This window comes from Polaromonas sp. P1_F9 (genome assembly GCF_056405615.1).
Window position 1 is genome coordinate 131,725 of the sequence record NZ_JBFUBT010000006.1, and the last position, 23,704, is coordinate 155,428.

Annotated in this window: 24 protein-coding genes; 15 read left to right on the plus strand and 9 right to left on the minus strand. The window is 61.8% G+C overall.

The annotated features are described in order from the left end of the window. Positions 1-66 precede the first annotated feature (66 nt). From lpxC to AC1DYR_RS18000, 3 genes are all read left to right on the plus strand, one after another. Positions 67-990, plus strand: a complete 924-nt coding sequence (gene lpxC, locus AC1DYR_RS17990; RefSeq protein WP_477706305.1) for a UDP-3-O-acyl-N-acetylglucosamine deacetylase — start codon at positions 67-69, stop codon at positions 988-990. 17 nt (positions 991-1,007) lie between these two features. Continuing rightward, positions 1,008-1,184 carry a hypothetical protein gene (locus tag AC1DYR_RS17995; protein WP_477706306.1) on the plus strand — a complete coding sequence of 59 codons (177 nt, stop codon included), beginning with the start codon at positions 1,008-1,010 and terminating at the stop codon, positions 1,182-1,184. Positions 1,185-1,400: 216 nt separating this feature from the next. Beyond that, positions 1,401-1,829 (plus strand): hypothetical protein, encoded by a 429-nt coding sequence (locus AC1DYR_RS18000; RefSeq protein ID WP_477706307.1) that lies wholly within the window; start codon positions 1,401-1,403, stop codon positions 1,827-1,829. Positions 1,830-1,847: 18 nt separating this feature from the next. Here the strand turns inward: AC1DYR_RS18000 and ruvC are convergent, their stop codons facing one another. The 8 genes from ruvC to AC1DYR_RS18040 form a co-directional block, all read right to left on the minus strand. Continuing rightward, complete coding sequence (gene ruvC / locus AC1DYR_RS18005) at positions 1,848-2,396, minus strand: crossover junction endodeoxyribonuclease RuvC (RefSeq protein WP_477706308.1); 549 nt, start codon at positions 2,394-2,396, stop codon at positions 1,848-1,850. A 42-nt stretch (positions 2,397-2,438) separates the two neighbouring features. Continuing rightward, positions 2,439-3,419: a phosphatidate cytidylyltransferase gene (locus tag AC1DYR_RS18010; protein WP_477706309.1), complete on the minus strand. Its 981-nt coding sequence runs from the start codon at positions 3,417-3,419 to the stop codon at positions 2,439-2,441. Between the two features lie 19 nt (positions 3,420-3,438). Further along, the gene (locus tag AC1DYR_RS18015) at positions 3,439-4,071 is read right to left on the minus strand and encodes a lysophospholipid acyltransferase family protein (protein WP_477706310.1); all 633 of its coding nucleotides are present in this window, start codon (positions 4,069-4,071) and stop codon (positions 3,439-3,441) included. A 29-nt stretch (positions 4,072-4,100) separates the two neighbouring features. Next, entirely contained in the window at positions 4,101-4,850 is a 750-nt protein-coding gene (locus AC1DYR_RS18020; protein ID WP_477706311.1) for a transglycosylase domain-containing protein, read from the minus strand. 13 nt (positions 4,851-4,863) lie between these two features. After that, positions 4,864-5,721, minus strand: a complete 858-nt coding sequence (gene aroE, locus AC1DYR_RS18025; RefSeq protein ID WP_477706312.1) for a shikimate dehydrogenase — start codon at positions 5,719-5,721, stop codon at positions 4,864-4,866. 27 nt (positions 5,722-5,748) lie between these two features. Then, positions 5,749-6,597 carry a TonB family protein gene (locus tag AC1DYR_RS18030; RefSeq protein WP_477706313.1) on the minus strand — a complete coding sequence of 283 codons (849 nt, stop codon included), beginning with the start codon at positions 6,595-6,597 and terminating at the stop codon, positions 5,749-5,751. Positions 6,598-6,635: 38 nt separating this feature from the next. Beyond that, positions 6,636-8,708 carry a ribonuclease catalytic domain-containing protein gene (locus AC1DYR_RS18035; protein WP_477706314.1) on the minus strand — a complete coding sequence of 691 codons (2,073 nt, stop codon included), beginning with the start codon at positions 8,706-8,708 and terminating at the stop codon, positions 6,636-6,638. 66 nt (positions 8,709-8,774) lie between these two features. Then, a complete protein-coding gene (locus AC1DYR_RS18040; protein ID WP_477706315.1) occupies positions 8,775-9,371 on the minus strand; it encodes a YqiA/YcfP family alpha/beta fold hydrolase in 597 nt (198 codons plus the stop codon). A gap of 206 nt (positions 9,372-9,577) precedes the next feature. On the opposite strand from AC1DYR_RS18040, the gene rodA reads away from it, so the two are divergent. From rodA to AC1DYR_RS18070, 6 genes are all read left to right on the plus strand, one after another. Continuing rightward, positions 9,578-10,732 (plus strand): rod shape-determining protein RodA, encoded by a 1,155-nt coding sequence (gene rodA, locus AC1DYR_RS18045; protein ID WP_477706316.1) that lies wholly within the window; start codon positions 9,578-9,580, stop codon positions 10,730-10,732. Positions 10,733-10,746: 14 nt separating this feature from the next. After that, complete coding sequence (locus tag AC1DYR_RS18050; protein ID WP_477649079.1) at positions 10,747-11,046, plus strand: hypothetical protein; 300 nt, start codon at positions 10,747-10,749, stop codon at positions 11,044-11,046. Between the two features lie 22 nt (positions 11,047-11,068). Beyond that, the gene (locus tag AC1DYR_RS18055) at positions 11,069-12,826 is read left to right on the plus strand and encodes a tetratricopeptide repeat protein (protein ID WP_477706317.1); all 1,758 of its coding nucleotides are present in this window, start codon (positions 11,069-11,071) and stop codon (positions 12,824-12,826) included. 139 nt (positions 12,827-12,965) lie between these two features. Then, positions 12,966-14,489: a metalloprotease TldD gene (gene tldD, locus AC1DYR_RS18060; protein ID WP_477706318.1), complete on the plus strand. Its 1,524-nt coding sequence runs from the start codon at positions 12,966-12,968 to the stop codon at positions 14,487-14,489. A 247-nt stretch (positions 14,490-14,736) separates the two neighbouring features. Beyond that, positions 14,737-15,861: a 3-deoxy-7-phosphoheptulonate synthase gene (locus AC1DYR_RS18065; RefSeq protein WP_477706319.1), complete on the plus strand. Its 1,125-nt coding sequence runs from the start codon at positions 14,737-14,739 to the stop codon at positions 15,859-15,861. Positions 15,862-15,942: 81 nt separating this feature from the next. After that, a complete protein-coding gene (locus AC1DYR_RS18070) occupies positions 15,943-16,254 on the plus strand; it encodes a hypothetical protein (RefSeq protein WP_477706320.1) in 312 nt (103 codons plus the stop codon). Positions 16,255-16,427: 173 nt separating this feature from the next. On the opposite strand, the gene mpl is transcribed toward AC1DYR_RS18070, so the two are convergent. Next, positions 16,428-17,855, minus strand: a complete 1,428-nt coding sequence (gene mpl, locus AC1DYR_RS18075) for a UDP-N-acetylmuramate:L-alanyl-gamma-D-glutamyl-meso-diaminopimelate ligase (protein ID WP_477706321.1) — start codon at positions 17,853-17,855, stop codon at positions 16,428-16,430. A gap of 273 nt (positions 17,856-18,128) precedes the next feature. On the opposite strand from mpl, the gene AC1DYR_RS18080 reads away from it, so the two are divergent. The 6 genes from AC1DYR_RS18080 to AC1DYR_RS18105 all read left to right on the plus strand — a co-directional run bounded on the left by AC1DYR_RS18080 (position 18,129) and on the right by AC1DYR_RS18105 (position 23,702). Then, a complete protein-coding gene (locus AC1DYR_RS18080) occupies positions 18,129-18,740 on the plus strand; it encodes a hypothetical protein (protein WP_477706322.1) in 612 nt (203 codons plus the stop codon). After that, the gene (locus AC1DYR_RS18085; protein ID WP_477706323.1) at positions 18,737-19,294 is read left to right on the plus strand and encodes a TlpA disulfide reductase family protein; all 558 of its coding nucleotides are present in this window, start codon (positions 18,737-18,739) and stop codon (positions 19,292-19,294) included. Before AC1DYR_RS18080 ends, AC1DYR_RS18085 begins: the two co-directional genes overlap by 4 nt. 345 nt (positions 19,295-19,639) lie before the next feature. After that, complete coding sequence (accB, locus tag AC1DYR_RS18090; RefSeq protein ID WP_431098257.1) at positions 19,640-20,095, plus strand: acetyl-CoA carboxylase biotin carboxyl carrier protein; 456 nt, start codon at positions 19,640-19,642, stop codon at positions 20,093-20,095. 41 nt (positions 20,096-20,136) lie between these two features. Beyond that, positions 20,137-21,486 carry an acetyl-CoA carboxylase biotin carboxylase subunit gene (gene accC, locus AC1DYR_RS18095; protein ID WP_457281072.1) on the plus strand — a complete coding sequence of 450 codons (1,350 nt, stop codon included), beginning with the start codon at positions 20,137-20,139 and terminating at the stop codon, positions 21,484-21,486. A 144-nt stretch (positions 21,487-21,630) separates the two neighbouring features. Then, the gene (gene prmA, locus AC1DYR_RS18100; RefSeq protein WP_477706324.1) at positions 21,631-22,521 is read left to right on the plus strand and encodes a 50S ribosomal protein L11 methyltransferase; all 891 of its coding nucleotides are present in this window, start codon (positions 21,631-21,633) and stop codon (positions 22,519-22,521) included. A 71-nt stretch (positions 22,522-22,592) separates the two neighbouring features. Then, positions 22,593-23,702 (plus strand): DUF3426 domain-containing protein, encoded by a 1,110-nt coding sequence (locus AC1DYR_RS18105; protein WP_477706325.1) that lies wholly within the window; start codon positions 22,593-22,595, stop codon positions 23,700-23,702. The last annotated feature ends 2 nt before the right edge of the window (positions 23,703-23,704 follow it).

Consider the following 23,704-nt stretch of genomic DNA (forward strand, 5'->3'; position numbering starts at 1 on the left):
TTTGGCTATGGTGGCCATCAAAGACTCCAACTGCGGCAATCTGCTGCAACACTTAAAATCACTCCTATGCTTCAGCAACGTACCCTTAAATCCCTGACCAAAGCCGTGGGCGTGGGCCTGCACAGCGGCCAGCGGGTGGAACTGACCTTGCGCCCCGCCGCGCCGGACACGGGCATCGTGTTTCGCCGTGTGGATTTGCCTCAGCCGGTGGATATCGTTATTTCCGCGCAGGCGGTGACGGATACGCGGCTGGCGTCGACGATCGCCAGCGGCAGCGCCAAGGTGCACACCGTTGAGCACCTGATGTCGGCCTGCGCGGGCCTGGGCATTGACAACCTGTATGTTGATATCACGGCCGAAGAAGTGCCGATCCTGGACGGTTCAGCTTCGTCGTTTGTTTTTTTACTGCAATCGGCGGGCATCGCGCTGCAGGCCGCCCCCAAGCGGTTTATCCGGGTGATCAAGCCCGTGGAAGTACGTGAGGGCGAGGGCACCAACGCGAAGTGGGCTCGTTTGAGTCCCTACGAAGGCTACAAACTCAGTTTTGAAATTGATTTCGACCATCCTGCGGTGGACTCCACCGGCCAGCGCGTGGAGTTCGACATGGGTTCCGGTGCCTACACACGCGACATCGCGCGGGCCCGCACCTTCGGCTTCACCAAGGATGTGGAAATGATGCGCGCCAATGGCCTGGCACTGGGCGGCGGGCTGGACAATGCCATCGTCATGGACGACTACAAGGTGCTCAACAGCGATGGGCTGCGCTATAACGACGAATTCGTGAAGCACAAGATCCTCGATGCCATGGGCGACCTCTATTTGCTGGGCAAACCGCTGCTGGCCGCCTACAGCGCGTTCCGCTCCGGTCACGCGATGAACAACAAGCTGCTGCGCGAGTTGCTGTCGCACCAGGACGCCTACGAAGTCGTTACCTTCGAGGACGAGAAAAAAGCACCGCAGGGCTTCGCCACGCTGGCGCGTGCCTGGTAGGGCCGGCGGAACACGCCATGCTGCTGTTTCGCTGGCTCATCCTGCTGTTTTTGCTGGCTGCGGTGGTGTCGTTCATGTTTTACGCCGGTACCGGGCAGGCACGGTTCAAGCAGTTCGGGCTCACCATTCTCAAGTGGACGCTGATCGCCGCTTTTGGATTTTTTGCGGTACTGATACTGGAACGTCTGGCATAGCTCGACCATGGTTCATCGTGACCACAGGATGCCTTCCGGGTTTCTCCTTGCTGCTGAGCTGTCCGGCGACCCGTTTCAAGAGCTTGAATCCGTGCAGTTATAGTTCGGTCATAACGACTTTCCCTGGCGCTGAAGAGCAACACGGAAGCCACCGGATTCGGTGCTCTGCGGTGTTCAATGACGTAACCACCTGAAAAAACCACCGGAGATTGACCCATGAGCTTCATCAAAATCCTTATCGTGCTGGGTCTTGCTGGTTTTGGATATCAATACTGGACCAAACACCGTGAAGGTCAACCGATGATGGCCTCAACCAGCTCCGCAGGAAGCGCAAGTTCAAATGGATTTGTTTTGCTGCCCGGTACGAGCACTACCGCTTCCAGCGCGGTACAGGTTATTGCCGCCGAGGATTGCCCGGAAGAGGCGGCCCAGCGCGCGAATAGCCTGGCCGAGCAACTTTCGGGCAAGGGGATTCCGGTTACCCGCACCCACAGTATCAGCTTCACCGTGACAAGTGGCGATCCCGCCGACGCCCAGCGCATTTCGTCCATCATGAGCGGCGAACTGCCCATTGTGCTGGTGCGCGGAAAAGCCAGGTCGAACCCCTCATTGGATGAGGTGATCGCTGAATACCGTGGCCGCTAAGGCGCGGATCACCACGGTCTAACGGCTTCGTCCGTCCCTGTAGTTTCCTGTGGGTTTTGCGCCGGTTCCCGCCGCCGCAGCCAGCCTCTGCATCGCGGTGCCGACATGGGCGTGGGTAATCGCCAGCCCCAGCGCATCGGCCGCGTCTTTGCCAGGCAGGGAGGGCAGCTTCAGCAGGCGCATCACCATCTCCTGCACCTCGGCCTTGCCCGCCTTGCCATAGCCCGCAACCGCCTTTTTGAGCTGCAGCGCCGTGTATTCGGCCACTGTCAGCTGGCGCGAGACCAGGGCTGTGATGCAGGCCCCGCGCGCCTGGCCCAGTAGCAACGTCGCCTGCGGGTTGACGTTGACAAAAACGATTTCGACAGAGGCCGCATCGGGCTGGTAGCGCTCGACCACTTCGCACACGCCCTCAAACAGCACTTTCAGCCGGCCCGGCAAATCGCTGCGTTCCATATGTGTGGTCTTGATGGTGCCGCTGGCCACATAACGAAGGTGCTGCCCGTCCATGTCGATTACGCCGAAGCCAGCGATCTGCAGGCCGGGGTCGATGCCGAGGATTCTCATATGCTATGCATTTGATAGCTGTCCGCGCATGTTTTCATTGGGCTAGAGGCCAAAATACCATCTAACAGAATGGAAAAATACCGGTGCGCCGAAGCACAGCGCATCCACGCGGTCCAGCAGGCCGCTGGCACCGGTGACGCCCACGCCGCGGTTCCCCCAGTTGGGAATGCCGCGGTCACGCTTGAGGGCTTTCATCACCAGGTGCCCGAGCGAGCCCGATACGCAGGCAATGAAAGCCATGGCCACCGCCTGCGCCGGCTTGAAGGGCGTGAGGCCCGCGAGCAGGCCGCCCAGCAGGCTGGCCCCAATGACGGCGATCAACCAGCTGGTCCAGTTAAAGCTTTTACTGACGTTGGGCGCGCTACCCGGTCGTTGCAGTTTGCGGCCCACCAGGTGCTGGACGATCATGCAGCTTTGCACCACAAACACCAGGAAGAACACCAAAAAGGCGTTTTTGCCCTGGTAGTTGGGAAACTTCAGCAGCAGCAGGGCGGGCACATGGCTAATGCCGTAGACGCAGACCATGATGCCCCATTGCAGCTTGGCGTTGCGTTCGAGGAAACGGTGCGGGTCGTCGGCCAGCGCGCTGACTACCGGGATCGCCAGGAACACGTAGACCGGAATGAATACGGTCACCAGGTCAAAGTGCCGCGTGATGACCAGCGCAAACTGCACCGGCAGCACGACAAAAAAGGCCAGCACCAGACTGCGGTGGTCGCCCTGCCGGGTCGGTGAAAGCGTGATGAATTCGCGCAGCGCAAAAAAAGCCACCATGCCGAACAGCATGGTCGCCACGGTTTCTCCCAGCGTCCAGCCGATCCAGAACACCGTGGACATGAACCACGAGGTGCGTAGCAGGCCGTTGAATTCCTTGAGTTTCTGGGTGTGCAGGTCGTCTTCGTGCGTGTCCTTGAGGGCCATCACGAACGCAGCCACGCTGATCACGGTCAGGATGCCGAACACGAGTACGAACAGCAGGCCGACCTGGTGTGAGGGGGAAAGGTTGCGCAAAAAGGTGTTCATCAGGATTCCGGGCCTTGTATCAGGTTTCCCTGAGATCCATGACGGCCTGACGGGCGCGCGCCAGGAATTCGGCCCTGTCTTCCCCGGCGCCCAGGGCAATGGGGGCGCCAAAAGTGACCGAACAGAGGATAGGCACCGGTACGACTTCACCCTTGGGCATGACGCGCTGCACATTGTTGATCCAGGCCGGCACCAGCACCACCTGCGGAAATTTCATCGCCAGGTTATAAAGGCCTGCCTTGAATTTTTGCGGCTCTTCCTGATTGCCGCGCGTGCCTTCCGGAAACAGGATGATCGAATCCCCGCTGGTCAGGGCATCGATCAGCGGCTCCAGCGGGTCCTGGTCGCCGGTCTTGGCACGGTCCACGTAAATCGCGTTGAAGACCGCCGTGGTGATCCATTTCTTGAAAGGCGTTTTGGTCCAGTAGTCCTTCGCGGCAATCGGCCGGGTGATGCTGCGAAGTTCTTCCGGTAGCGCCGCCCACATCAGCACCAGGTCGGCATGGCTCTGGTGGTTGGCGAAATAAATACGCTGTTCCGCCTTGGGCGGGCAGCCTTGCCAGCGGGCCTGTGCACCGGTCAGCGTGCGGATCAGCCCCAGCAGGAAAAGCCCCATCAGCTTGGCCAGGATGGGAGAAAATTTGTCGTTCATGGGATTCGGCCCTTTTTGCTGTTCAGCATTCAGGGCAGTTCCACACCGCCCATGCGGGCCGTGATGGTGCTGGCGCGCGAAGCCAGGTAGCCCGAGCCGGGCCGCGTTTCAAAGTATTTGGGTCGCGGCAGCATGACGGCCAGCCGCGCGGATTCATAGGCACTCAGTTTTGACGCAGGCTTGCGGTAGTAATGCTGCGCGGCGGCCTCGGCGCCAAAAATGCCTTCGCCCCACTCCACGCTGTTGAGGTAAATCTCCAGAATGCGCTCCTTGCCGAGCAGGGCTTCAAGCAGCAGCGTCAGCACCAGCTCCTGGCCTTTGCGCAAAAGCGTGCGCTCACCCGACAGGAACAGGTTTTTGGCGAGCTGCTGGGTAATGGTGGAGCCGCCAATAATTTTCACCGGTCTGGCGGGTGTTGCCGCTGCCTTGGCGGGAGCCAGGCGGCTGGCGGACTGTGCGGCGCGCAGCTCGGCCTTGGCGTTTTTGTCCCAGGCCTTTTCAAGTGCCTCCATGTCCACGCCGTCATGCTCGGCGAAGCTGGCGTCTTCCGATGCGATTACCGCGCGCTTGAGGTTGTCCGGCAGGTCGTCGTAAGGCACCCATTGCTGCCGCCATTTGAGGGATCCGGTGTTGCGCACTACCAGGTAGGCTTCCGAGCGCTGAAAAGCGGTGGATTCCGGGTCCACCACGGCCATCATGGCGATGCGCGTCACAAAAAACAGTTGCAGCGCCAGGCCTGCCAGCAGCCCGAGGCCGATGAGCCTGAAGAGTGCTTTCATGGCGTGCATGCCTTCATGCCAGCTGCGCCCGCATTTCCCGCAATACCTGGGCAGAGGGCGGACGAACCCCGCGCCACAGCGTGAAGGCCTCGGCGGCCTGTTCCACCAGCATGCCCAGCCCGTCGCGCGGCGTCGCGCCGCTGTCCCGGGCCCATGCCATGAAGCCCGCAGCCGGGGGGCCGTACATCATGTCGCAGGCCAGGGCGCCGGGCTTGAGAACGCTCGCCGGAACCGGCACACCCGCACCCGCCAGGCTGCTTGCGCTGGCATTGACAATGACATCAAAATTGCCCTGCAGCCCTTGCAGATCGTGCGCAAGCAGCTCCGTTTTTTGTAGCAGACCTTGCATGGAGGCGTGTGCCCGGTGCCGTGCCACCAGCGCGTCGGCTTTCGCCCGCGTGCGGTTGACCAGCACCAGACGGCGTGGCCCGGCCGCTAGCAGGGTGGCCAGCGCGCCCGCGCCCGCGCCGCCTGCGCCGATCAACAGCACGTCGCGCCCTGCCAGCGAAACACCGGCGTTGTTCTGGATGTCGTTTACCAGGCCCACGCCGTCGGTGTTGTCGGCGTGGATGGCGCCGTCCGGGAACACCAGGGTGTTGGCGGCCTGGGCCAGCTGAGCCCTGTCGGTCTGCGTGGCAGCGGCTTCAAAGGCTTGCGACTTGAAAGGCACGGTGACATTGCACCCTTTTACGCCGCCCCGTACCAGTTCAGCCAGTGTGGCACCGAACGCCTCCAGCGGCACCAGCAGGCGTTCGTATTGCAGGGATTGCCCCGTGAGTTCGGCAAAACGTGCGTGAATCAGCGGGGACTTGCTGTGCGCGATCGGATTGCCCAGGACGCAGTACTTATCCATGGCGGGGCCGGTGTTCATGTGCGTGGGCTGAAAGCAGCAGTCGGGCTAGCGGCTGGTGAGTTTGGTTTCAAGCGTGTCATCGCGCGTGAACTTGAAGCGCGACACCACCACGATCTGGTCCGCCTTGCTGCGCATCGCATCGCTGAACTTGCCGAAAGGCCCCGTGCCGCGCACGATGCTTTGCGCACGCCGGTCCAGCGTCAGGTTGCCCGAGGTCTGCACGACTTCCGTGTCGATCACGCTGCCGTCAAAATTCACCGTCACGATCATCGTGAGTTCACCGTAAAGTTTTTTGCCGGCCTGTTCAGGGAAGTTCACCGTCCCCTTGTCTTCAATCTTGCGGCGCAGCTCGTCGTAATAAACGGCGTAGACCTCTTCGCGTGTGGCCGGGCTGATGTAGCGCTTTTTCGGCCGTGCGTTTTCCTCGTTGATGCGCCGCTCGATTTCCGCCAGGATCTTGACGAGCTGCTTGCGTTTTTCCTCGCGCTCGGCCTGCGCCGGGTTGTTGGCGGGCTGTGTCGGGTCGGGCGGTGGCATGGAGGCCAGCTGCTTTTTGATTTGCGCGAGCAACTGGGTTTGCTGCTCCTGCAGCGTGTCAACCTTGCGCTGCGCGTCTTCGGTGGCGTCGCCCAGTTCCATCAGGGCCGATGGCGGCAGGGGCGAGGTGGCCCGGCCTTTTTCGGCTTCGCCGCCGCCGGCGAGCGACGCCTGCGCGATGGCCTTGGCGAAGTCGGGTTTTTCGTTGGTCTTGGCGTTGACCAGGATCACCTCAAGCGGAGTGTCCTGGAACACGCGGTTAAAGCGCTCTGGGTCGACAAAACGCACCGTCAGCAACACCACGTGGAAGGCGATGGATGCGCCTAAGGCGATTTGCAGTGTGCTGGGGGATTTCACAGAAGGAGATTATCGGTGTTTATGCGCGAAATCCGGCGTTAACCGGCCACCGGAACCGCGGCAGCTGTGTCGGTTTGTGGTTCATTGACATCGACGGCAATCGAGATCGGGCCGGCGGCCATCTCGGACTCGCCGTCTTCTTCGCCCAGCGGGTCGGGCGACTCATCGATTTCCACGTCCAGCCGCTCGACCACCGTGCCGGAAATATCCAGCGTGATCTCGTCGATCTCGCCCAGCTTTACACGCACTTTCGCGCCGCGTGGCAGGCCCTGCGCGCCGACGGCCGGCAGCACCAGCGGCAACTCGTCGGCGCGCACCAGGTTGTCCTTGAAGGCGGTGGCGGTCAGCTCGGTGATGTTGTTCTGCTGCAGGTATTTGAGTGTCCAGTAGCGCTCGATGCCGGCCTGGAAACCGTTGTAGGCGCTGTAGGCGGCGTCGAAGCCCGAGATGATGGAAAACAGCTCGGCGTCCTTGGGCTTGAACGGCGCAGCCAGTGCCGCCGTGCGGCCATGGCATGCACAGGCAATGATTTGCCACTGGTTGACCAGGTCGGTGTAGCGGCGCAGTGGCGAGGTGCTCCAGGCATAGCTTTTGACGCCGATGCCAGCGTGCGGCAGGGCTTTGGTGCCCATGCGCACTTTCACGCCGGGCAAGAGGCTGGCCTGGCTGCGGTAAATGCCCGGCACGCCGTGCTCGGCCAGCCACTCGCCCCAGGTGCTGTTGGCCAGAATCATCGCTTCGGCCACGATCAAATCCAGCGGTGCGCCGCGCTGGCGTGTGCTGATGCTGACCGTCTCGTTGCCCTGGGGCTCTGCGCCTGTCGGGTTGTCCAGCCTGAAGTTGTAGTCGGGCCGGTTGAAGTTCTCGGGTTTGCCGCGCACGATTTCGCGCTGGGCTTTCAGGTGTTTGGCCAGCCGGTGCAAAAAGCTCAGTTCCACACCCCATTGAACATCGGTGGGGGGGCTGGTTTGCGCGGCTTCAAAAAAGGCTTCGGTGAAGGTGCTGTCCAGCACGTCGTGGCGCAGGTTGCTGACGATGGGCACCTGCTCCAGCCGGGTGGCGCTTTCCTTGATTTCGAGTGTGGCCTCATCCAGCGTGAGGTACAGCGACAGAGCCGGGCAGTTGCGGCCCTCCTGCAGCGTGTAGCTTTTGACGATGTCATCCGGCAGCATCGTCAGCTTGTAGCCGGGCATGTACACGGTGGAAAGCCGCGCTCGGCCCACGGTGTCAATCGGGCTGCCAGGCAATACGGCCAGGCCCGGCGCTGCGATGTGGATGCCCAGCGTGACGGTGCCATCACCGCGTGAGTTACCCAGGCCTTGCACGGACAGCGCATCGTCGATCTCGGTGGTGGCTGAGTCGTCGATGGAGAACGCTTTAACGTCAGCCAGCGGCAACTCGTCCTTGACCTCGGGCGCCTGCAGCGCCGGGAAACCCGTGCCTTTGGGAAAGTTCTCGAACAAAAACCGCTTCCAGTGGAACTGGTAGGGGGAAGCGATGGCGCCGGCCTTTTGCAGCAAATCGAGCGGCGCGGTGTGCGTCGCGCGTGAGGCTTCGACGACTGCCTTGTATTCCGCGCTGTTCTTGTCGGGTTTGAAAAGAATTTTGTAGAGCTGCTCGCGCACCGGCGCCGGGCATTCACCGCGGCCCAGTTCTTCGGCCCAGGCGGTTATTTGCGCCGCGACCTGCTTCTTCTTTTCGATGGCGGCCAACGCCTGCTGCAGGATTTCCGCCGGTGCCTTCCTGAAGCGGCCCTTGCCGGCACGGCGAAAGTAATGCGGCGCGTCATACAGGCGAAACAGCGCCGCGGCCTGCTGCTCCAGCGAGGCGGCCTTGCCGTCGGCGCTGAAGTAGTCGCGCGCCAGGTCGGCAAAGCCGAATTCGTCTTCGCTGGCGAATTCCCAGGCCAGGTCCAGCTCAATGTCCTGGCTCAATTTCTGGCCCGCGGCCATCATGTCGGCGGGTGACGGTTTTTCAAATCTCAGCAGGGCATTGACGCCCTTGACCTTCACACGCTTACCCGAGTCGAGCTCAACCTGCAGCGACGCATCGCTCTCGGACAAAATGCGGCCGGCCAGGAACTTGCCGGCTTCTTCAAACAATACAAACAAAACGGGATCCCTTTGGTGTCTTTGATGACTTGAGACTAGTGTAATCAGGGCTGCTTCAGAGGGATTTCAGGCCAATGCCAGGAAGTCGAGAATTGCCGGGAGGTGGCGGTCAAAGTCGCTGAGGGCATGGTCACCCCCTTCGAGAAGCCGGATGTGAGCGCCCGCATAACGGGCCGTCATTTCACGCCAGTCCAGCACTTCGTCGCCCTTCGCGACGATGGCGAAGTAATTTTGTGGCGTTTTCAGCGGTCCGGCCTGCTGCGCTTTCAGCTCATCCACAAAGTGGGGCTCGAAGAAAAAGTGTTCTTCCGGGTTGTTCCAGGCCGTTTGCTCGCCGATGTAGCGGGCAAGGTCGCGCGCCGGCTCCACGGCCGGGTTGAGCAGCACGGCCTTGCAAGCGGCCTGTTCGGCCACCGCAGTGGCGTAAAAGCCGCCCAGCGAAGAACCGATCACGCCCATGCTTTGGTAGCCCGGTTTGCTGGGCCAGCCGGCAATTTCGTCCTTCACCATCTGCAGCGCGGCGTGCGGTGAAGGCGGCAGCTGCGGGCACCACCAATGAACGGCGGGATGGCGCTGCTGCACGGCAGCGGCCATTTTTTTTGCCTTCACGGATTGCGGGGACGAACGAAATCCGTGGAGATAGAGCAGGTGGGTGGTGCGCATGCCGCATGTTAGACGGGTCGGCCACCCCCGGATTTTTCCGGGACCGATTTCCGGGGTTTCGCGGTGTTTGCTGCCGGTTTTAAGTAAAACAGGGTTTCAAGCCAATCAAATCGGGCGCAAGCAGCTATGTAATTAATAGCAAAACTCGCCTCCGCGGGATGCCCGGCCGCGCGTTTTCGGCTTCAAGGCTGACGGATAATCCGCGCATGGCCGCCGTTTTCGACAAACCCTCCCTTTATCAGCGAACCTTGCCTTTGCTCCAGGGCTTTGACGGCCTCCTGGCGTTTGCGGTGTTTTTGCTGGCCTGTGCAGGCCTCCTGATCATGTATTCGTCAGGGTATGACCACGGCACCCGGTTTGTTGACCATGGCCGCAACATGCTGATTGCCGGCGCCATCATGTTTGTGGTGGCCCAGGTTCCACCCCAGCGCCTGATGGCGTTTGCCGTGCCGCTGTACATCGCCGGCGTGGCCTTGCTGGTGGCGGTGGCGATCTTTGGCGTCACCAAAAAAGGCGCACGGCGCTGGCTCAATGTGGGCGTGGTGATCCAGCCCAGCGAAATCCTGAAAATCGCCATGCCGCTGATGCTGGCCTGGTGGTTCCAGAAACGCGAAGGCCAGCTGCGCCCGCTGGACTTCCTGGCCGCCGGGCTGCTGCTGGTCGTTCCGGTCGGGCTCATCATGAAGCAGCCTGATCTGGGAACCTCCCTGCTGGTGCTCGCCGCGGGGCTCGCGGTGATTTTTTTTGCCGGGTTGAGCTGGAAGCTGATCCTGCCGCCAGTGTTGCTGGGCCTCATCGGCGTGTTCGTCGTGGTGTGGTTCGAGCCGCAAATCTGTGCGGAGGGCGTGCGCTGGCCCATCCTGCACGACTACCAGCAGCAGCGCATCTGCACGCTGCTCGACCCGTCGCGCGACCCGCTGGGCAAGGGTTTTCACATCATCCAGGGCATGATCGCCATTGGCTCGGGCGGCATCACCGGCAAGGGCTTTATGGCCGGCACCCAGACGCACCTGGAGTTCATTCCCGAACGCACCACCGACTTCATCTTCGCGGCGTACTCCGAAGAGTTCGGTCTGTTGGGCAATCTGTTGTTGATTGCAGCGTTCATCTTCCTGATTTTGCGCGGACTGGCCATTGCGCTGGAAGCGTCGACCTTGTTTTCGCGGCTGCTGGCCGGCGCGCTGACGATGATTTTTTTCACCTATGCTTTCGTCAATATGGGTATGGTCAGCGGCATCCTGCCCGTGGTGGGCGTGCCGCTGCCCTTCATCAGCTATGGCGGCACCGCCATGGTGACGCTGGGGCTGGCCATCGGCATGCTGATGTCCATTGCCAAGGCCAAGCGCTTGGTGCAGAGCTAAACAAGGAGGTTCACATGGGATTTTTTGACTGGTTTGACACACGGGCCGCAGGTCAGTGCGGTATTTCGCTGGCGGAACTGGTGATCCGCGAACTGCCGGCCAAGGAGTCGGTGAATGAAAAGAAATTTGCAGAAAAAGCAGAAAAAACGCTGGTAAAGATGTCGCATGAACTCGCCGCCTTTAAACGGGCGAACAAACTCAATACCTACCAAAAAGCCAAACTGGGCAACGCCTTTTTGTGGACGCTGAAAGACCGCGGCGTCAATGATGCCTATGCCGACGAATTGACGCGGTGGCTTTCCTTGCAGCTGTAGTTATTGCAGTTTCTGGAGCAGCATGTTCGGACTTCTGAAAAAGATCCTGCCGGCCTCGTCGAGCGTGGTAGCCGGCGCCGGTGCGCCTGATAAGGGGCGTTGCGCTGAGCTCAAAAAGAATGGCAATGCCTTGTTGGCAGAAGGCAAGCTCCATGAAGCCGCCTTGTGCTACAGCGAGGCAACGAAGGCCGATCCAGAAGATGTCTTCGCATTGATCAATCTTGGATATGTATTAAGTGAGCAGGGTCACCTTCTGGAATCCAAGGCGGCACTGGAACAGGCTGTGAGCCTGGATTCCACGCAACATGACGCGCATTTCATGTTGGGAACGCTCGCCCAGTGCGAGGCGAACAGATTGCAGGCCATTCACCGATTCAGGCAGGTTGTGCTGCTTGCTCCAGAGTTTGAACCGGCCTATCGTGAGTTGGGCTACGAACTCTTTCAACATGAGGAGATGACGGAGGCGGAAGAGATCATGCAGGAAGGCATTCGCCGATTCCCCGAATCAGTCGGGCTTCTCTGCAATCTGGGAAACCTGTACAGCGCCCAGAATTTGCCATTCAAGGCGATAGAACCCTACGAAAAAGCCCTTGCGCTCGAACCGGAGAATGCCCAATTCATGAGCAATCTGGGTGCGGCATACCAGGCTGCGGGAGATTTCGCGCGGGCGATCCCGTTGATGCGGCGGGCGCTGGATCTCAACCCCGGAGACGCAAATACGCTCGTTCACCTCGGTATTTCCTTGGGTGAACAGGGCTTCCACGATGACGCCATCAAAAGTTACCGGACGGCCCTTGAGCTGGACTCCGGGAATTTCGCCGCTCATTTCAATCTCGGGTTTAGTGCTCTGCTGAATGGCGACTATGGAACAGGCTGGAGTGAATACGAGTGGCGGCTCAGGAGCGCGAAAGAAAAAGATGTGAAAGAGCGCAAGGTCTTCGCCAGGCCTCTCTGGCTCGGTGGGGAGGCTATCGCCGGTCAAACGATCCTGCTCTCCTGTGAACAGGGGTTTGGGGACACCATCCAGTTTTCCAGATACGCCACTGAAGTGGCCGCGCTTGGTGCCCACGTGGTGCTTCAGGTGCAGGCGGGACTTAAAGAGCTTATGGGGACTCTTCCGGGGGGGATCCGCGTTCTGGAGGAGCATGAGCCCTTGCCGCCGTTTGATTGCTATTGCCCCCTGATGAGCCTTCCACTGGCCCTGGGGCATCATCGGACCGGGTTTGTGCCGGCGAGCTTGTCTTATTTGAAAGCCGATCCCGATAAAAAGGCGGTCTGGCAACAGCGGCTTGCTGCCATGGCTGGATCTGCTACCCCTCGGGTGGGCATTGTCTGGTCCGGCAACGCCAATCAGAAGCGCGACCGGCTACGCTCCCTGCGGCTTGCGGAATTTCTGCAGGCCCTGCCCGCCGGAATGCCGGCAATATGCCTTCAACCCATGCTTCGTGAAGTGGACGTTCCCGTCATGAAGACGCAACCACACATCCTCTGTCCGGGCGAGGCGCTGAAGACTTTCGCCGATACCGCGGCTGTGATCGACTCACTGGACCTGGTTGTCACGTCGGATACCAGCGTGGCACACCTTGCGGGTGCCATGGGTAAACCGGTATGGATTCTGGTTCCCTACATCCCCGACTGGCGCTGGCTGCTGGAGAGGAGCGATAGCCCCTGGTATCCGAGCGCAAGGATATTTCGCCAGGCCGCGGCTGGGGACTGGCGTCAACCCCTGGAGCAGGTGCGCGAAGCGCTGTCAATGCGTTACCAGCCGCTAATTGCCTGAGTTTACTGAGGGCCCGCACAAGGCATCATGACCGCGACTTGCCTTGCGACGGCCGGAACTCGGCGGGCAAAGCCCTGCGCCTCGTACCGGCCTGTGCAAGGGCCCTGACGGGGCAGGGCAGACTGCCTACAATGGCCCAATGACCTCACTTCGCTCCACCCCCGTCTCCGCCTCCAACAAGTCCACGGTCTCATCGACGGCCCGACCGACTGCGGAGTCGACGTCGGGGCGGCTGGCGATTGCTGAAAAGCTGCTGCTGGCGCCTTTCGGCCTCACGCAGGCGCATCTGAGCCGCGCGCTGGGCGAAATCACCTCCCATGGCGCCGACGACGCCGATCTCTACTTCCAGTACACCCGCAGCGAAGGCTGGAGCCTGGAAGAAGGCATCGTGAAGACGGGCTCCTTCAGCATCGACCAGGGCGTGGGCGTGCGTGCCGTGAGCGGCGAGAAAACCGCTTTTGCCTATTCCGATGACATCTCTGAAGCGTCGCTGCTCGATGCGGCGCGCACCGTGCGCAGCATTTCTGCAGGCGGCAAGGCTGCCCGCGTCAAGACTCCCGCCCGCAAGGTGGCCGGCAGCCGCTCGCTTTACCAGGGCCTGGACCCGATCGCCACGCTGGACAGCACCGCCAAGGTCAAGCTGCTGGAGAAGGTCGAAAAGCTCGCCAAAGCCAGGGACCCGCGCATCGTGCAGGTGATGGCGGGCCTGGCCAGCGAATACGACGTGGTGATGGTGGCGCGCGCCGACGGCACGCTGGCCGCTGATGTGCGCCCGCTGGTGCGTCTGAGCGTGACGGTGATCGCCGAGCAAAAAGGCCGGCGCGAAGTCGGCTCGGGCGGCGGCGGCGGGCGCTTTGGCCTGGCCTACTTTGACGACGCGCAGATCGCCGAATATGTGAACGACGCGGTGAAAGCCGCACTGACCAACCTGGACGCGCGCCCCGCGCCGGCCGGTGAAATGACTGTGGTGCTGGGTTCGGGCTGGCCCGGCATTTTGCTGCACGAAGCCATCGGCCACGGCCTGGAAGGCGATTTCAACCGCAAGGGCTCCAGCGCGTTTTCCGGCAAGATCGGCCAGCGCGTGGCGGCCAAGGGCGTCACGGTGCTGGACGACGGCACAATTGCCGACCGCCGCGGCTCGCTCAATGTGGACGACGAAGGCCACGCCAGCCAGCGCAACGTACTGATTGAAGACGGCATCCTGAAGGGCTACATCCAGGATTCGCTCAACGCGCGCCTGATGAAGGTCAAGCCCACGGGCAACGGCCGCCGCGAAAGCTACGCCCATGTGCCCATGCCGCGCATGACCAACACCTACATGCTGGGCGGCGACAAACAGCCTGAAGAAATCGTGGCCAGCATCAAAAAGGGCCTGTACGCCACCAACTTCGGCGGCGGCCAGGTCGACATCACCTCCGGCAAGTTCGTGTTTTCGGCCAGCGAAGCCTTCTGGGTCGAAAATGGCAAGATCCTCTACCCCGTCAAGGGCGCGACGATTGTCGGCAACGGCCCCGATGCGCTGACCCGCGTCACCATGATGGGCAACGACATGGCGCTGGACAGCGGCGTAGGCACCTGCGGCAAGGAAGGCCAGAGCGTGCCGGTAGGCGTCGGCCAACCGACGCTGCGCATCGACGGCCTGACGGTGGGCGGAACGGCCTGATCCGGGCCTGAATTAGCCTCTTTTTGACCTGTGCTACATTTCAGCTTATGAATTCGGCCAAGTTTTACTTCGGTTACTTTTGGTTCTCAAGCGCTTCCGGCGGTAGAGAGATCAACGCGTGACCCGATAAAACGCACCGATTCTCCAAAAACCGCCGGCCCCCCGGCGGTTTTTTTTTACCCGTTCAATTTTAATGACCTGACTTGTGACGACCTGATTGACATCCCGAAAGAAAAGGAAAACAGCGATGAATGCCAAGCCCACCTCCGCCAGCGACAACTGGTATGCGACCGTCGAAAAGACCAGCCAGACCGACGACGAACGCATCAAGGACATCACCGTGTTACCCCCTCCCGAGCATCTCATCCGCTTTTTCCCGATCCGCGGCACCGCCGTCGAGACGCTGATCAGCAAAACCCGCAAAAGCATCCACAACATCATCCAGGGCAAGGATGACCGTCTGCTGGTCGTCGTCGGCCCATGCTCCATCCACGACCCAATGGCCGCGCTGGACTACGCCCGCAAGCTGGTGGAGCAGCGCAAGAAGTACGAAGGCACGCTGGAAATCGTCATGCGCGTCTACTTCGAAAAGCCGCGCACCACCGTCGGCTGGAAGGGTCTGATCAATGACCCGTACCTGGACGAGACCTTCCGCATCGATGAAGGCCTGCGCATCGCACGCCAGCTGCTGATCGACATCAACCGCCTGGGCCTCCCTGCCGGCAGCGAGTTCCTCGACGTGATTTCACCGCAATACATTGGTGACCTGATTTCCTGGGGCGCCATTGGTGCACGCACCACCGAAAGCCAGGTGCACCGCGAGCTGGCTTCGGGCCTCTCGGCGCCCATCGGCTTCAAGAACGGCACTGACGGCAACATCCGCATCGCCACCGATGCCATCCAGGCGGCGGCGCGCGGCCACCACTTTTTGTCGGTGCACAAAAACGGCCAGGTCGCCATCGTGCAGACCAACGGCAACAAGGATTGCCACGTGATTTTGCGCGGTGGCAAGGCGCCCAACTACGACGCGGCCAGCGTCGCGGCGGCCTGCAAGGAACTCGAGGCCTCCAAACTGCCGGCCACGCTGATGGTCGACTGCAGCCACGCCAACAGCTCCAAGCAGCATGAAAAGCAGGTCGAAGTGGCGCGCGACATTGCCGGCCAGGTGGCAGGCGGCTCGCGCCATGTGTTCGGCCTGATGGTGGAAAGCCACCTCAACTCCGGCGCGCAGAAATTCACCCCCGGCAAGGACGACTCGAAAGCGCTGGAATACGGCAAAAGCATCACCGACGCCTGCCTGGGCTGGAATGACTCGCTGGACGTGCTGGAAATCCTTTCGACTGCCGTGCAGGCACGCCGGGCCAAAAAGTAGGGTTTGCCGACGCGCGGGTTTGTGCGAATAGCCGCCGGGCCCGCAAGTCGCCGACCATGAACCCCTGATCAGGAGCCCATCATGCGCAGCGAAGTCAGTGTGACCTTCAAGGGCCGTCCGCCCATTCGCCTGGACCTCAATGAAGTGCAGCCCATGCCGCACGATGTGGCAAGGGTGTGGCTGGACGGTGAGTTCACCCGGATGGAATGTGAGCCGCTGCGGCCGACCGGCAAGCTGCTGACGGCCGACAAGGTGGTCGTCATCGCCCAGGCCGCCGGGCCGGCGAAATTTGCGGAGGCCCAATGGGCGCAGGAGTTTGCCCGCGCCGCCAGCGCGGCGCTGGCCAAGCCCGTCGTGCATGTAGACGTTGATGCGCTGAGCATCAGCTACTAATTAGAGCCCCCACGCTTTTCACTTCGTGTAATGCGCTGCCCCCCAAGGGGGCCGCCCGCCCTCCGGCCCGGCAAAGCCGGTTCCGGGGCTCATGCTGGCCTCAAGAAGCTACTGGCCTGCTCGTTTCGTATCGGGTCGTCCCCTGAACCGGCCCCGGCCAGCGGGGCTTGTTTTCAGACCTTCAGCGCTTCCAGCAATTTGGCGTGAATACCGCCAAACCCTCCGTTGCTCATGCACAGCAAATGGTCACCCGGCCGGGCGGCCACCATCACCTGCGCGAGCAGCTGGTCAATGGTGCCGGCCACCTGGGCGCGTTCGCCGATGGGGGCCAGCGCGGCGCGTGCATCCCAGTCCAGCCCGCCGGCGTGGCAAAACGCCAGGTCGGCCTGCTCCAGGCTCCAGGGCAACTGGGCTGTCATGGCGCCGAGCTTCATGGTGTTGCTGCGCGGCTCAAAGATGGCGAGGATGCGTTCGCTGCCCCGGCCGGCGCTTTGCAGCTGGCGGCGCAGGCCGTCTACCGTGGTGTGGATGGCGGTGGGGTGGTGGGCGAAGTCGTCATACACGGTGATGTCGCCGCCCTTGCGCGGGATCACGCCGCGCACTTCCATGCGGCGCTTGACGTTCTGAAACTCTGCCAGTGCCCGCGCCGCAGCCTCGGGCGCCACGCCGACGTGCTCAGCCGCCGCGATGGCAGCCAGCGCATTGAGCTGGTTGTGCATGCCGCTGATGCTCCACTGCACGTGAGCGACTGCTTCGCCGGCCTTGAGCACGTGAAAGTCGTGCGGCTCGCCGTGGGCCATGAAGCCGCTCTTGTTCAGCAGGCCACTGCCGAAGAGCAGTTGCTCACTCCAGCAGCCTTGGGCCAGCACGCGCTGCAGGCTGGCCTCGGCGGCATTGACGACCACGCGGCCCTGTGAAGGGATGGTGCGCACCAGATGGTGAAACTGCCGTTCGATGGCGACCAGATCGTCAAAAATGTCGGCGTGGTCAAACTCGAGGTTGTTCAGGATGGCCGTGCGTGGCCGGTAGTGCACGAACTTGCTGCGCTTGTCGAAAAAGGCGGTGTCGTATTCGTCGGCCTCGATGACAAAGGTGTTGCCTTCGCCCAGCCGGGCGGATACACCGAAGTTCAGCGGCACGCCGCCGACCAGAAAGCCCGGCTTCAGCCCGGCAGCTTCGAGAATCCAGGCCAGCATGGCCGTGGTGGTGGTTTTGCCGTGCGTGCCAGCCACGGCCAGCACATGGCGTGGCCCGGTCGGGTGGTGAGTGGGGTGGTGCAGCACATGGCCCGAGAGCCATTGTGGGCCGCTGGTGTAAGGCTTGCCGCTGTTCAGGATGGCTTCCATGAGCGGGTATTTGGCGCTGCCATCGGCAAGCCTGGCACGCGATACCACGTTGCCGACCACGAACACGTCGGGCTCGAAGGCCATCTGGTCGGCGCCGTAGCCCTCGATCAGTTCAATCCCCAAACCGCGCAGCTGGTCGCTCATGGGCGGGTAGACACCGGTGTCGCAACCCGTCACTTTGTGCCCCGCCTCCCGCGCCAGGGCGGCCAGGCCGCCCATGAAGGTGCCGCAGATTCCCAGAATATGTATGTGCATGGCCTGTATTCTAGGCAGGGCTTCCCGCGGGCCCCACACACCCGGATCCTGTGGTCAGGCGAAAATTCAAGGGAAAAGTGCCTCCCGGCCAATATAGATAAGCGCAGCCGGCTATTGATTTCATAGCGGTCGGGTGTGCCATGGGCCGGGGTGAACTTTAGCGTCTGGCGGGAACCCAACCCAAGGCACAATCGCTTCGCCCGCACCCGCATCATTTATCCGCATCACTCATTGACCTTCGATTTGGCCTTTCCTGGTCGAAGCCAGCCGATCTTGACACCTCATACCCTTAAATCCGAAATCGCCGCCACGGCCGCAGCGCTGGTGGTGGAAGAGGGGCTGGAATATGGCCCGGCCAAACGCCGCGCCGTCAAACAGATGGCGCTGCCGGCCCGTACCGAGCTGCCGGGCAATGACGAACTGGAAGACGCCGTCCGCGAATACATCGCACTTTTCTGTGCCGACACCCAGCCCGCCGAGCTGGCAGCGCTGCGTGAGCTGGCGCTGGTCTGGATGGAGCGGCTGGTGCAATTCCGGCCCTACCTGGGCGGCGCCGTCTGGCACGGCACGGCCACGCGGCTGTCCGACATTTACATCCAGCTGTTCTGCGATGACCCCAAATCAGCCGAGATTGCCCTGATTGAGCACAATGTGGACTACGAGCCGCGTACCGTGACCGGTTTTACCGGTGACGGCGTGGAAGCGCTCAGCCTGCGAAGTGTGTGCAAACCTTTGAATGAGACGGTGGGCGTGCACCTGATGGTCTATGACCATGACGACCTGCGCGGTGCCCTGCGGCCCGACGCCAAGGGGCGGACCCCGCGGGGTGACCTGGCTGCCGTGCAAAAATTGCTGTCCCCCCAAACCGGAACTTCAGACACGTGAATCGCAGAAACATGCTTTATGGCAGCGCTGCTGCCTTGGCCGGCCTGGCGGGTGCAGGCGTCGCCTGGTGGAAATTCCAGCCCCATGCAGTGGATGAAAAGGTGGTGGCGCCCACCCCCGGCAACCCATCTGGCAGTGCGACGGACGCATTCTGGAGCCTGAACTTCGACACGCCCGACGGCAAGAACCTGTCCTTGAGCAGCTTTCGCGGGAAGCTGCTGTTGGTGAATTTCTGGGCCACCTGGTGCCCGCCCTGCGTAGAGGAATTGCCTTTATTGGATTACTTCTATCAGGAAAATCGCGATAAAAACCTGCAAGTGCTGGGTTTGGCTGTCGATCAGCCCAGCGCGGTGCGAGCCTGGCTGCAAACCAGACCGCTCCATTTCCCGGTCGGCATGGCCGGCTTGGGTGGGACGGAGCTCAGCAAGTCGCTGGGCAATCTCGCCGGCAGCCTGCCTTTTACCGCGGTGTTCAGCGCCTCGGGTGAACTGCTTCACCGCAAGATCGGCAAAGTCCTGCCGGAAGACCTGGCGCTCTGGGCCAAGCTCAATTAGGCGCAAGGCATTGCTGATGGGCCGTGCTGCATCGAAACCTTCGGTAACAGCCGGGAACAGCTTCTAACGGCATCTTCCGCGGGGCTTTTGAGGCAGAGCGGCCAGCCGCCAGACGGTGGGGAATGGCCTCCGGCTTGATGTACACTCTGCGCTTTCCCGGGGTAAGCCGCCTGGCTCGTCCCCGCAGTAATTACCTGATAAGCGCTTTAAAGCGTAAAAGCAGAAAGTAAGTGAAAAAAGAAGGAAGATCGGTGGCCGCGTCAAGTGCCTTCCGTTTCCAGCCTTTCAGTCAAAAAAGCTGCGCCGAGATCCCGCGCCAGCATCTACCGTCGTTGGAGAGAACCTATGGATTTAAGAAAACTCAAGACCCTGATCGACCTCGTCTCAGAGTCTAACGTCTCCGAGCTGGAGATCACTGAAGCCGAAGGCAAAGTGCGCATCGTCAAATCCAGCGGCGCCCCCCTGGTGATGCAGCAGCCGGTTGCCATGGTAGCAGCTCCCGCAGCAGCGCCCGTGGCCGGCGCGCCTGCCGCACCGGTTGCCGAGGCAGCGCCCGCAGCGCCCGCCGGGCATGCCGTCAAGTCGCCCATGGTGGGCACTTTCTACCGCTCTGCCAGCCCCGGCGCCAAGCCCTTTGTCGAACTCGGCAGCGTCATCAAGGAAGGCGAAACCATCTGCATCATCGAGGCCATGAAGATCCTCAACGAGATCGAAGCCGACAAATCGGGCACTGTCACCAAGATTCTTTCGGAAAACGGCCAGGCTGTCGAATACGGCCAACCCCTCTTCATCATTGAGTAAGCGGGCGCCTTGCCTCCTTTCCAAACCAGGCTTACCGACGCATGTTCAAGAAAATACTGATCGCCAACAGGGGTGAGATTGCCCTGCGCATCCAGCGCGCCTGCCGCGAACTCGGCGTGAAGGCCGTGATGGTCTATTCCGAAGCCGACCGCGAGGCCAAATACATCAAGCTGGCCGACGAGTCGGTCTGCATCGGCCCGGCGCCTTCCAAAGACAGCTACCTCAACATGCCCGCCATCATCTCGGCAGCCGAGGTGACGGATGCTGAAGCCATCCACCCCGGATACGGTTTCCTGAGCGAAAACGCCGACTTCGCCGAGCGCGTGGAAAAAAGCGGCTTCAAGTTCATTGGCCCCACGCCGGAATCAATCCGCATCATGGGCGACAAGGTCTCGGCCAAGCAGACCATGATCAAGGCCGGTGTGCCCTGTGTACCTGGCTCCGAAGGCGCCTTGCCCGATGACCCGGTCGTCATCAAGCGCACGGCCAAGCAGGTCGGCTATCCCGTCATCATCAAGGCGGCCGGCGGTGGCGGCGGGCGCGGCATGCGCGTGGTGCATACCGAGGCGGCCCTGCTGCACGCGGTGCAGACCACCAAGGCCGAAGCCGGCGCGGCTTTTGGCAACCCCGAGGTCTACATGGAGAAATTCCTGCAGAACCCGCGGCACATCGAAATCCAGATCCTGGCCGACCAGCACAAGAATGCGGTCTGGCTGGGTGAGCGCGACTGTTCCATGCAGCGCCGCCACCAGAAAGTCATCGAAGAAGCGCCGGCGCCCGGGATTCCGCGCAAGCTGATCGAGCGCATCGGCGAACGCTGCGTCGCGGCCGTCAAGAAAATCGGCTACCGCGGTGCGGGCACTTTCGAATTTCTTTATGAAAACGGCGAGTTCTACTTCATCGAGATGAACACGCGTGTCCAGGTGGAACACCCGGTCACCGAATGGATCACCGGCGTGGACATCGTGCGCACCCAGATCATGGTGGCGGCCGGTGAAAAGCTGCCTTTTGCCCAGCGTGACATCCAGCTCAAGGGACACTCGATTGAATGCCGCATCAATGCGGAAGACCCCTACAAGTTCGTGCCTTCGCCGGGCCGCATCACGACTTGGCACACACCGGGCGGGCCGGGCGTGCGGGTGGACTCGCACATTTATGCCAACTATTTTGTACCGCCCAACTACGACTCCATGATCGGCAAGATCATCGTGCACGGCGACACGCGTGAGCAGGCGTTAGCCCGCATGAGCACGGCGCTGGCCGAAACCGTGGTCGAAGGCATCAATACCAATATTCCGCTACATCGTGAACTGATGGTGGACGCCAAGTTCATGGACGGCGGCACCAACATCCACTATCTTGAAGAGTGGCTGTCCAAACGCGAAAGATGACCCCCACGGTCGCTCACTTCGTGTAGCTTCCTGCCCCCCGAGGGGGCCGCTGCGCCTGCGGACTGGCGAAGCCAGATCCGCGGCCCCGGCTTGAATTGAATACCCTGTCGCCCCGGCGTACAGCTCCCCGCGAGGCAATGAACGATGTTTGAACTGATCCTGCTGGCCCCCGTCGACGAAGTCGAAACCCTGAGCGAGGCGCTCGACGCGCTCGACGCGCTCAGTGTGTCGGTGGAAGATGCCGACGCGCAGACGCCGGCCGAGCAGGCTTTGTTCGGTGAACCCGGCATGCCGCCGCCCAGGGCGGGTTGGGAGCGTTCGCGTATCGTGTCGCTGTTTGCCACCGAAGTCCTGGCGCGTGATGCGGCTGAGGTGTTGGCTGCCCAGGATTTTTTTGCTGGCTGCAGCGTGGTCGCTGTTCAGCCCGTGCCGGAACAAGACTGGGTGCGTCTCACGCAGTCGCAGTTCTCGCCAGTCGGCATCACCCCTGAATTCTGGATCGTACCTACCTGGCATGAGCCGCCCGTCGAGGCCCGGCAGGTGATTCGCCTGGACCCGGGCTTGGCCTTCGGTACCGGGACTCACCCCACCACACGCATGTGCTTGCGCTGGATTGCAAGCCAGGGCTCCGCCGGTAAAAATCTGGGCCGCGTCCTGGATTACGGCTGTGGCTCGGGCATCCTGGCCATTGGCGCTGCGAAGTTCGGCGCACGGGACATCGATGCCGTCGATATCGACCCGGCTGCTGTTGAGTCGACGCGCGCCAATGCTGAAGCCAACCATGTGGCACTCAATGCCGGGCTCCCGGAGAAGGCGTCTGGCAAATATCAGACCGTGTTGGCCAACATCCTGGCCACGCCGCTGAAAGTGCTGGCACCGCTGCTGTGCGCGCATGTCGAAAAGGGCGGCCATCTGGTACTCGCCGGCATCTTGGATCGCCAGGCTGAGGAGCTCAAGGAAGCCTACGCACCCTATTGCCAGCTCACCGTGCACGATACGCAAGAAGGCTGGATTTTGATGATCGCTGGCTTCTGAGCCGGCCCAATCCTCCGCATGGCGGTTTTCAGGCCGTCAGCGGGGGTCACGCCCCTACAATACAGCGCTAAATGAGCCTGATTACGCGCTGTCCCGCATGCGGCACGATGTTCAAAGTCGTGACCGACCAACTCAAAGTCTCACAGGGCTGGGTGCGATGCGGGCATTGCGCTGAAGTCTTTGATGCGTCCGCGCATCTGCTGCCGCGTGACATGGCGTCGCCCGTGCCCGCCGTACCGTTTGCGGTCGCGGACACCGAGCCCATGCCGCTGCCGGAATTTGTCCCTTCTGCGCCGCCACCGCCGGTCGTGGCTGTTGCCGCCGTTGCTGACTCGCAGGAATGGGCGCCGGCCAGGTCATTTGCCGACCGGGTGCCGCTGAGGCCTTCCAGCACTGGTTTTGTCGATGCGCAGGACAGTGCGGCTGATTTCGACCCTGTGCGCTGGAAGCGGGCGCAACAGGAGCGCCAGCAGGATCCGCTGGACCTGCCCGATAGCGTATTGCCGAATGAGCCGCCAGCCCGCCGGCCGGTGATGGTGCGTCCGGCGGTCGATGATGATTCCAGTTTTGCCTTTTCGGACGTGGACTCCGGCATGCCGGATTCGCGCGTGGAGCACGATGTGTCTTTTGTGCGGGAGGCCAGGCGCAAGGCTTTCTGGAAACGGCCGCTGGCCCGGTGGACCATGGCCTTGTTGTCCCTGCTGCTGCTGGCCGTGCTGGTCTTGCAGTGGACTGTTCAGCAAAGGGACACGCTGGCCGCGCTGGAGCCCCGGCTCGTGCCGGCGCTTCAGGGCATTTGTGGCCAGTTGCACTGTGATATTCGTGCGCCGCGGCACATTGAGTCGCTGGTCATAGACAGCTCCACCTTCAACCGCATCGGCCCTGATGCCTATCGCCTCAGTTTTACGCTCAAAAACACGGGTGTGACGCTGCTGGAAATGCCGTCCCTGGAAGTCACCCTGACCGATTCGCAGGACCAGGCCGTGGTGCGCCGTATCCTTGCGCCGTCGCAGTTTGGCGTCAAATCGCCGACCCTGGCCGCCCGCTCCGAAGTGCCGGGCCTGGTCATCATGAAAATATCCGGTGATGCGGACGCCGCGGCTGCAGCGTCGCCGTCGTCTTCCGCGCCGGCGGCTCCCCTGCGGGTGGCCGGCTACCGTGTCCTGGTTTTTTACCCCTGATT

Excerpts from the sequence above, each read along its gene's own strand:
- lpxC (WP_477706305.1), top strand. The coding sequence starts at position 67 with ATGCTTCAGCAACGTACCCTTAAATCCCTGACCAAAGCCGTGGGCGTG.
- AC1DYR_RS17995 (WP_477706306.1), top strand. The coding sequence starts at position 1,008 with ATGCTGCTGTTTCGCTGGCTCATCCTGCTGTTTTTGCTGGCTGCGGTG.
- AC1DYR_RS18000 (WP_477706307.1), top strand. The coding sequence starts at position 1,401 with ATGAGCTTCATCAAAATCCTTATCGTGCTGGGTCTTGCTGGTTTTGGA.
- ruvC (WP_477706308.1), bottom strand. The coding sequence starts at position 2,396 with ATGAGAATCCTCGGCATCGACCCCGGCCTGCAGATCGCTGGCTTCGGC.
- AC1DYR_RS18010 (WP_477706309.1), bottom strand. The coding sequence starts at position 3,419 with ATGAACACCTTTTTGCGCAACCTTTCCCCCTCACACCAGGTCGGCCTG.
- AC1DYR_RS18015 (WP_477706310.1), bottom strand. The coding sequence starts at position 4,071 with ATGAACGACAAATTTTCTCCCATCCTGGCCAAGCTGATGGGGCTTTTC.
- AC1DYR_RS18020 (WP_477706311.1), bottom strand. The coding sequence starts at position 4,850 with ATGAAAGCACTCTTCAGGCTCATCGGCCTCGGGCTGCTGGCAGGCCTG.
- aroE (WP_477706312.1), bottom strand. The coding sequence starts at position 5,721 with ATGAACACCGGCCCCGCCATGGATAAGTACTGCGTCCTGGGCAATCCG.
- AC1DYR_RS18040 (WP_477706315.1), bottom strand. The coding sequence starts at position 9,371 with ATGCGCACCACCCACCTGCTCTATCTCCACGGATTTCGTTCGTCCCCG.
- rodA (WP_477706316.1), top strand. The coding sequence starts at position 9,578 with ATGGCCGCCGTTTTCGACAAACCCTCCCTTTATCAGCGAACCTTGCCT.
- AC1DYR_RS18050 (WP_477649079.1), top strand. The coding sequence starts at position 10,747 with ATGGGATTTTTTGACTGGTTTGACACACGGGCCGCAGGTCAGTGCGGT.
- AC1DYR_RS18055 (WP_477706317.1), top strand. The coding sequence starts at position 11,069 with ATGTTCGGACTTCTGAAAAAGATCCTGCCGGCCTCGTCGAGCGTGGTA.
- tldD (WP_477706318.1), top strand. The coding sequence starts at position 12,966 with ATGACCTCACTTCGCTCCACCCCCGTCTCCGCCTCCAACAAGTCCACG.
- AC1DYR_RS18065 (WP_477706319.1), top strand. The coding sequence starts at position 14,737 with ATGAATGCCAAGCCCACCTCCGCCAGCGACAACTGGTATGCGACCGTC.
- AC1DYR_RS18070 (WP_477706320.1), top strand. The coding sequence starts at position 15,943 with ATGCGCAGCGAAGTCAGTGTGACCTTCAAGGGCCGTCCGCCCATTCGC.
- mpl (WP_477706321.1), bottom strand. The coding sequence starts at position 17,855 with ATGCACATACATATTCTGGGAATCTGCGGCACCTTCATGGGCGGCCTG.
- accB (WP_431098257.1), top strand. The coding sequence starts at position 19,640 with ATGGATTTAAGAAAACTCAAGACCCTGATCGACCTCGTCTCAGAGTCT.
- accC (WP_457281072.1), top strand. The coding sequence starts at position 20,137 with ATGTTCAAGAAAATACTGATCGCCAACAGGGGTGAGATTGCCCTGCGC.
- prmA (WP_477706324.1), top strand. The coding sequence starts at position 21,631 with ATGTTTGAACTGATCCTGCTGGCCCCCGTCGACGAAGTCGAAACCCTG.
- AC1DYR_RS18105 (WP_477706325.1), top strand. The coding sequence starts at position 22,593 with ATGAGCCTGATTACGCGCTGTCCCGCATGCGGCACGATGTTCAAAGTC.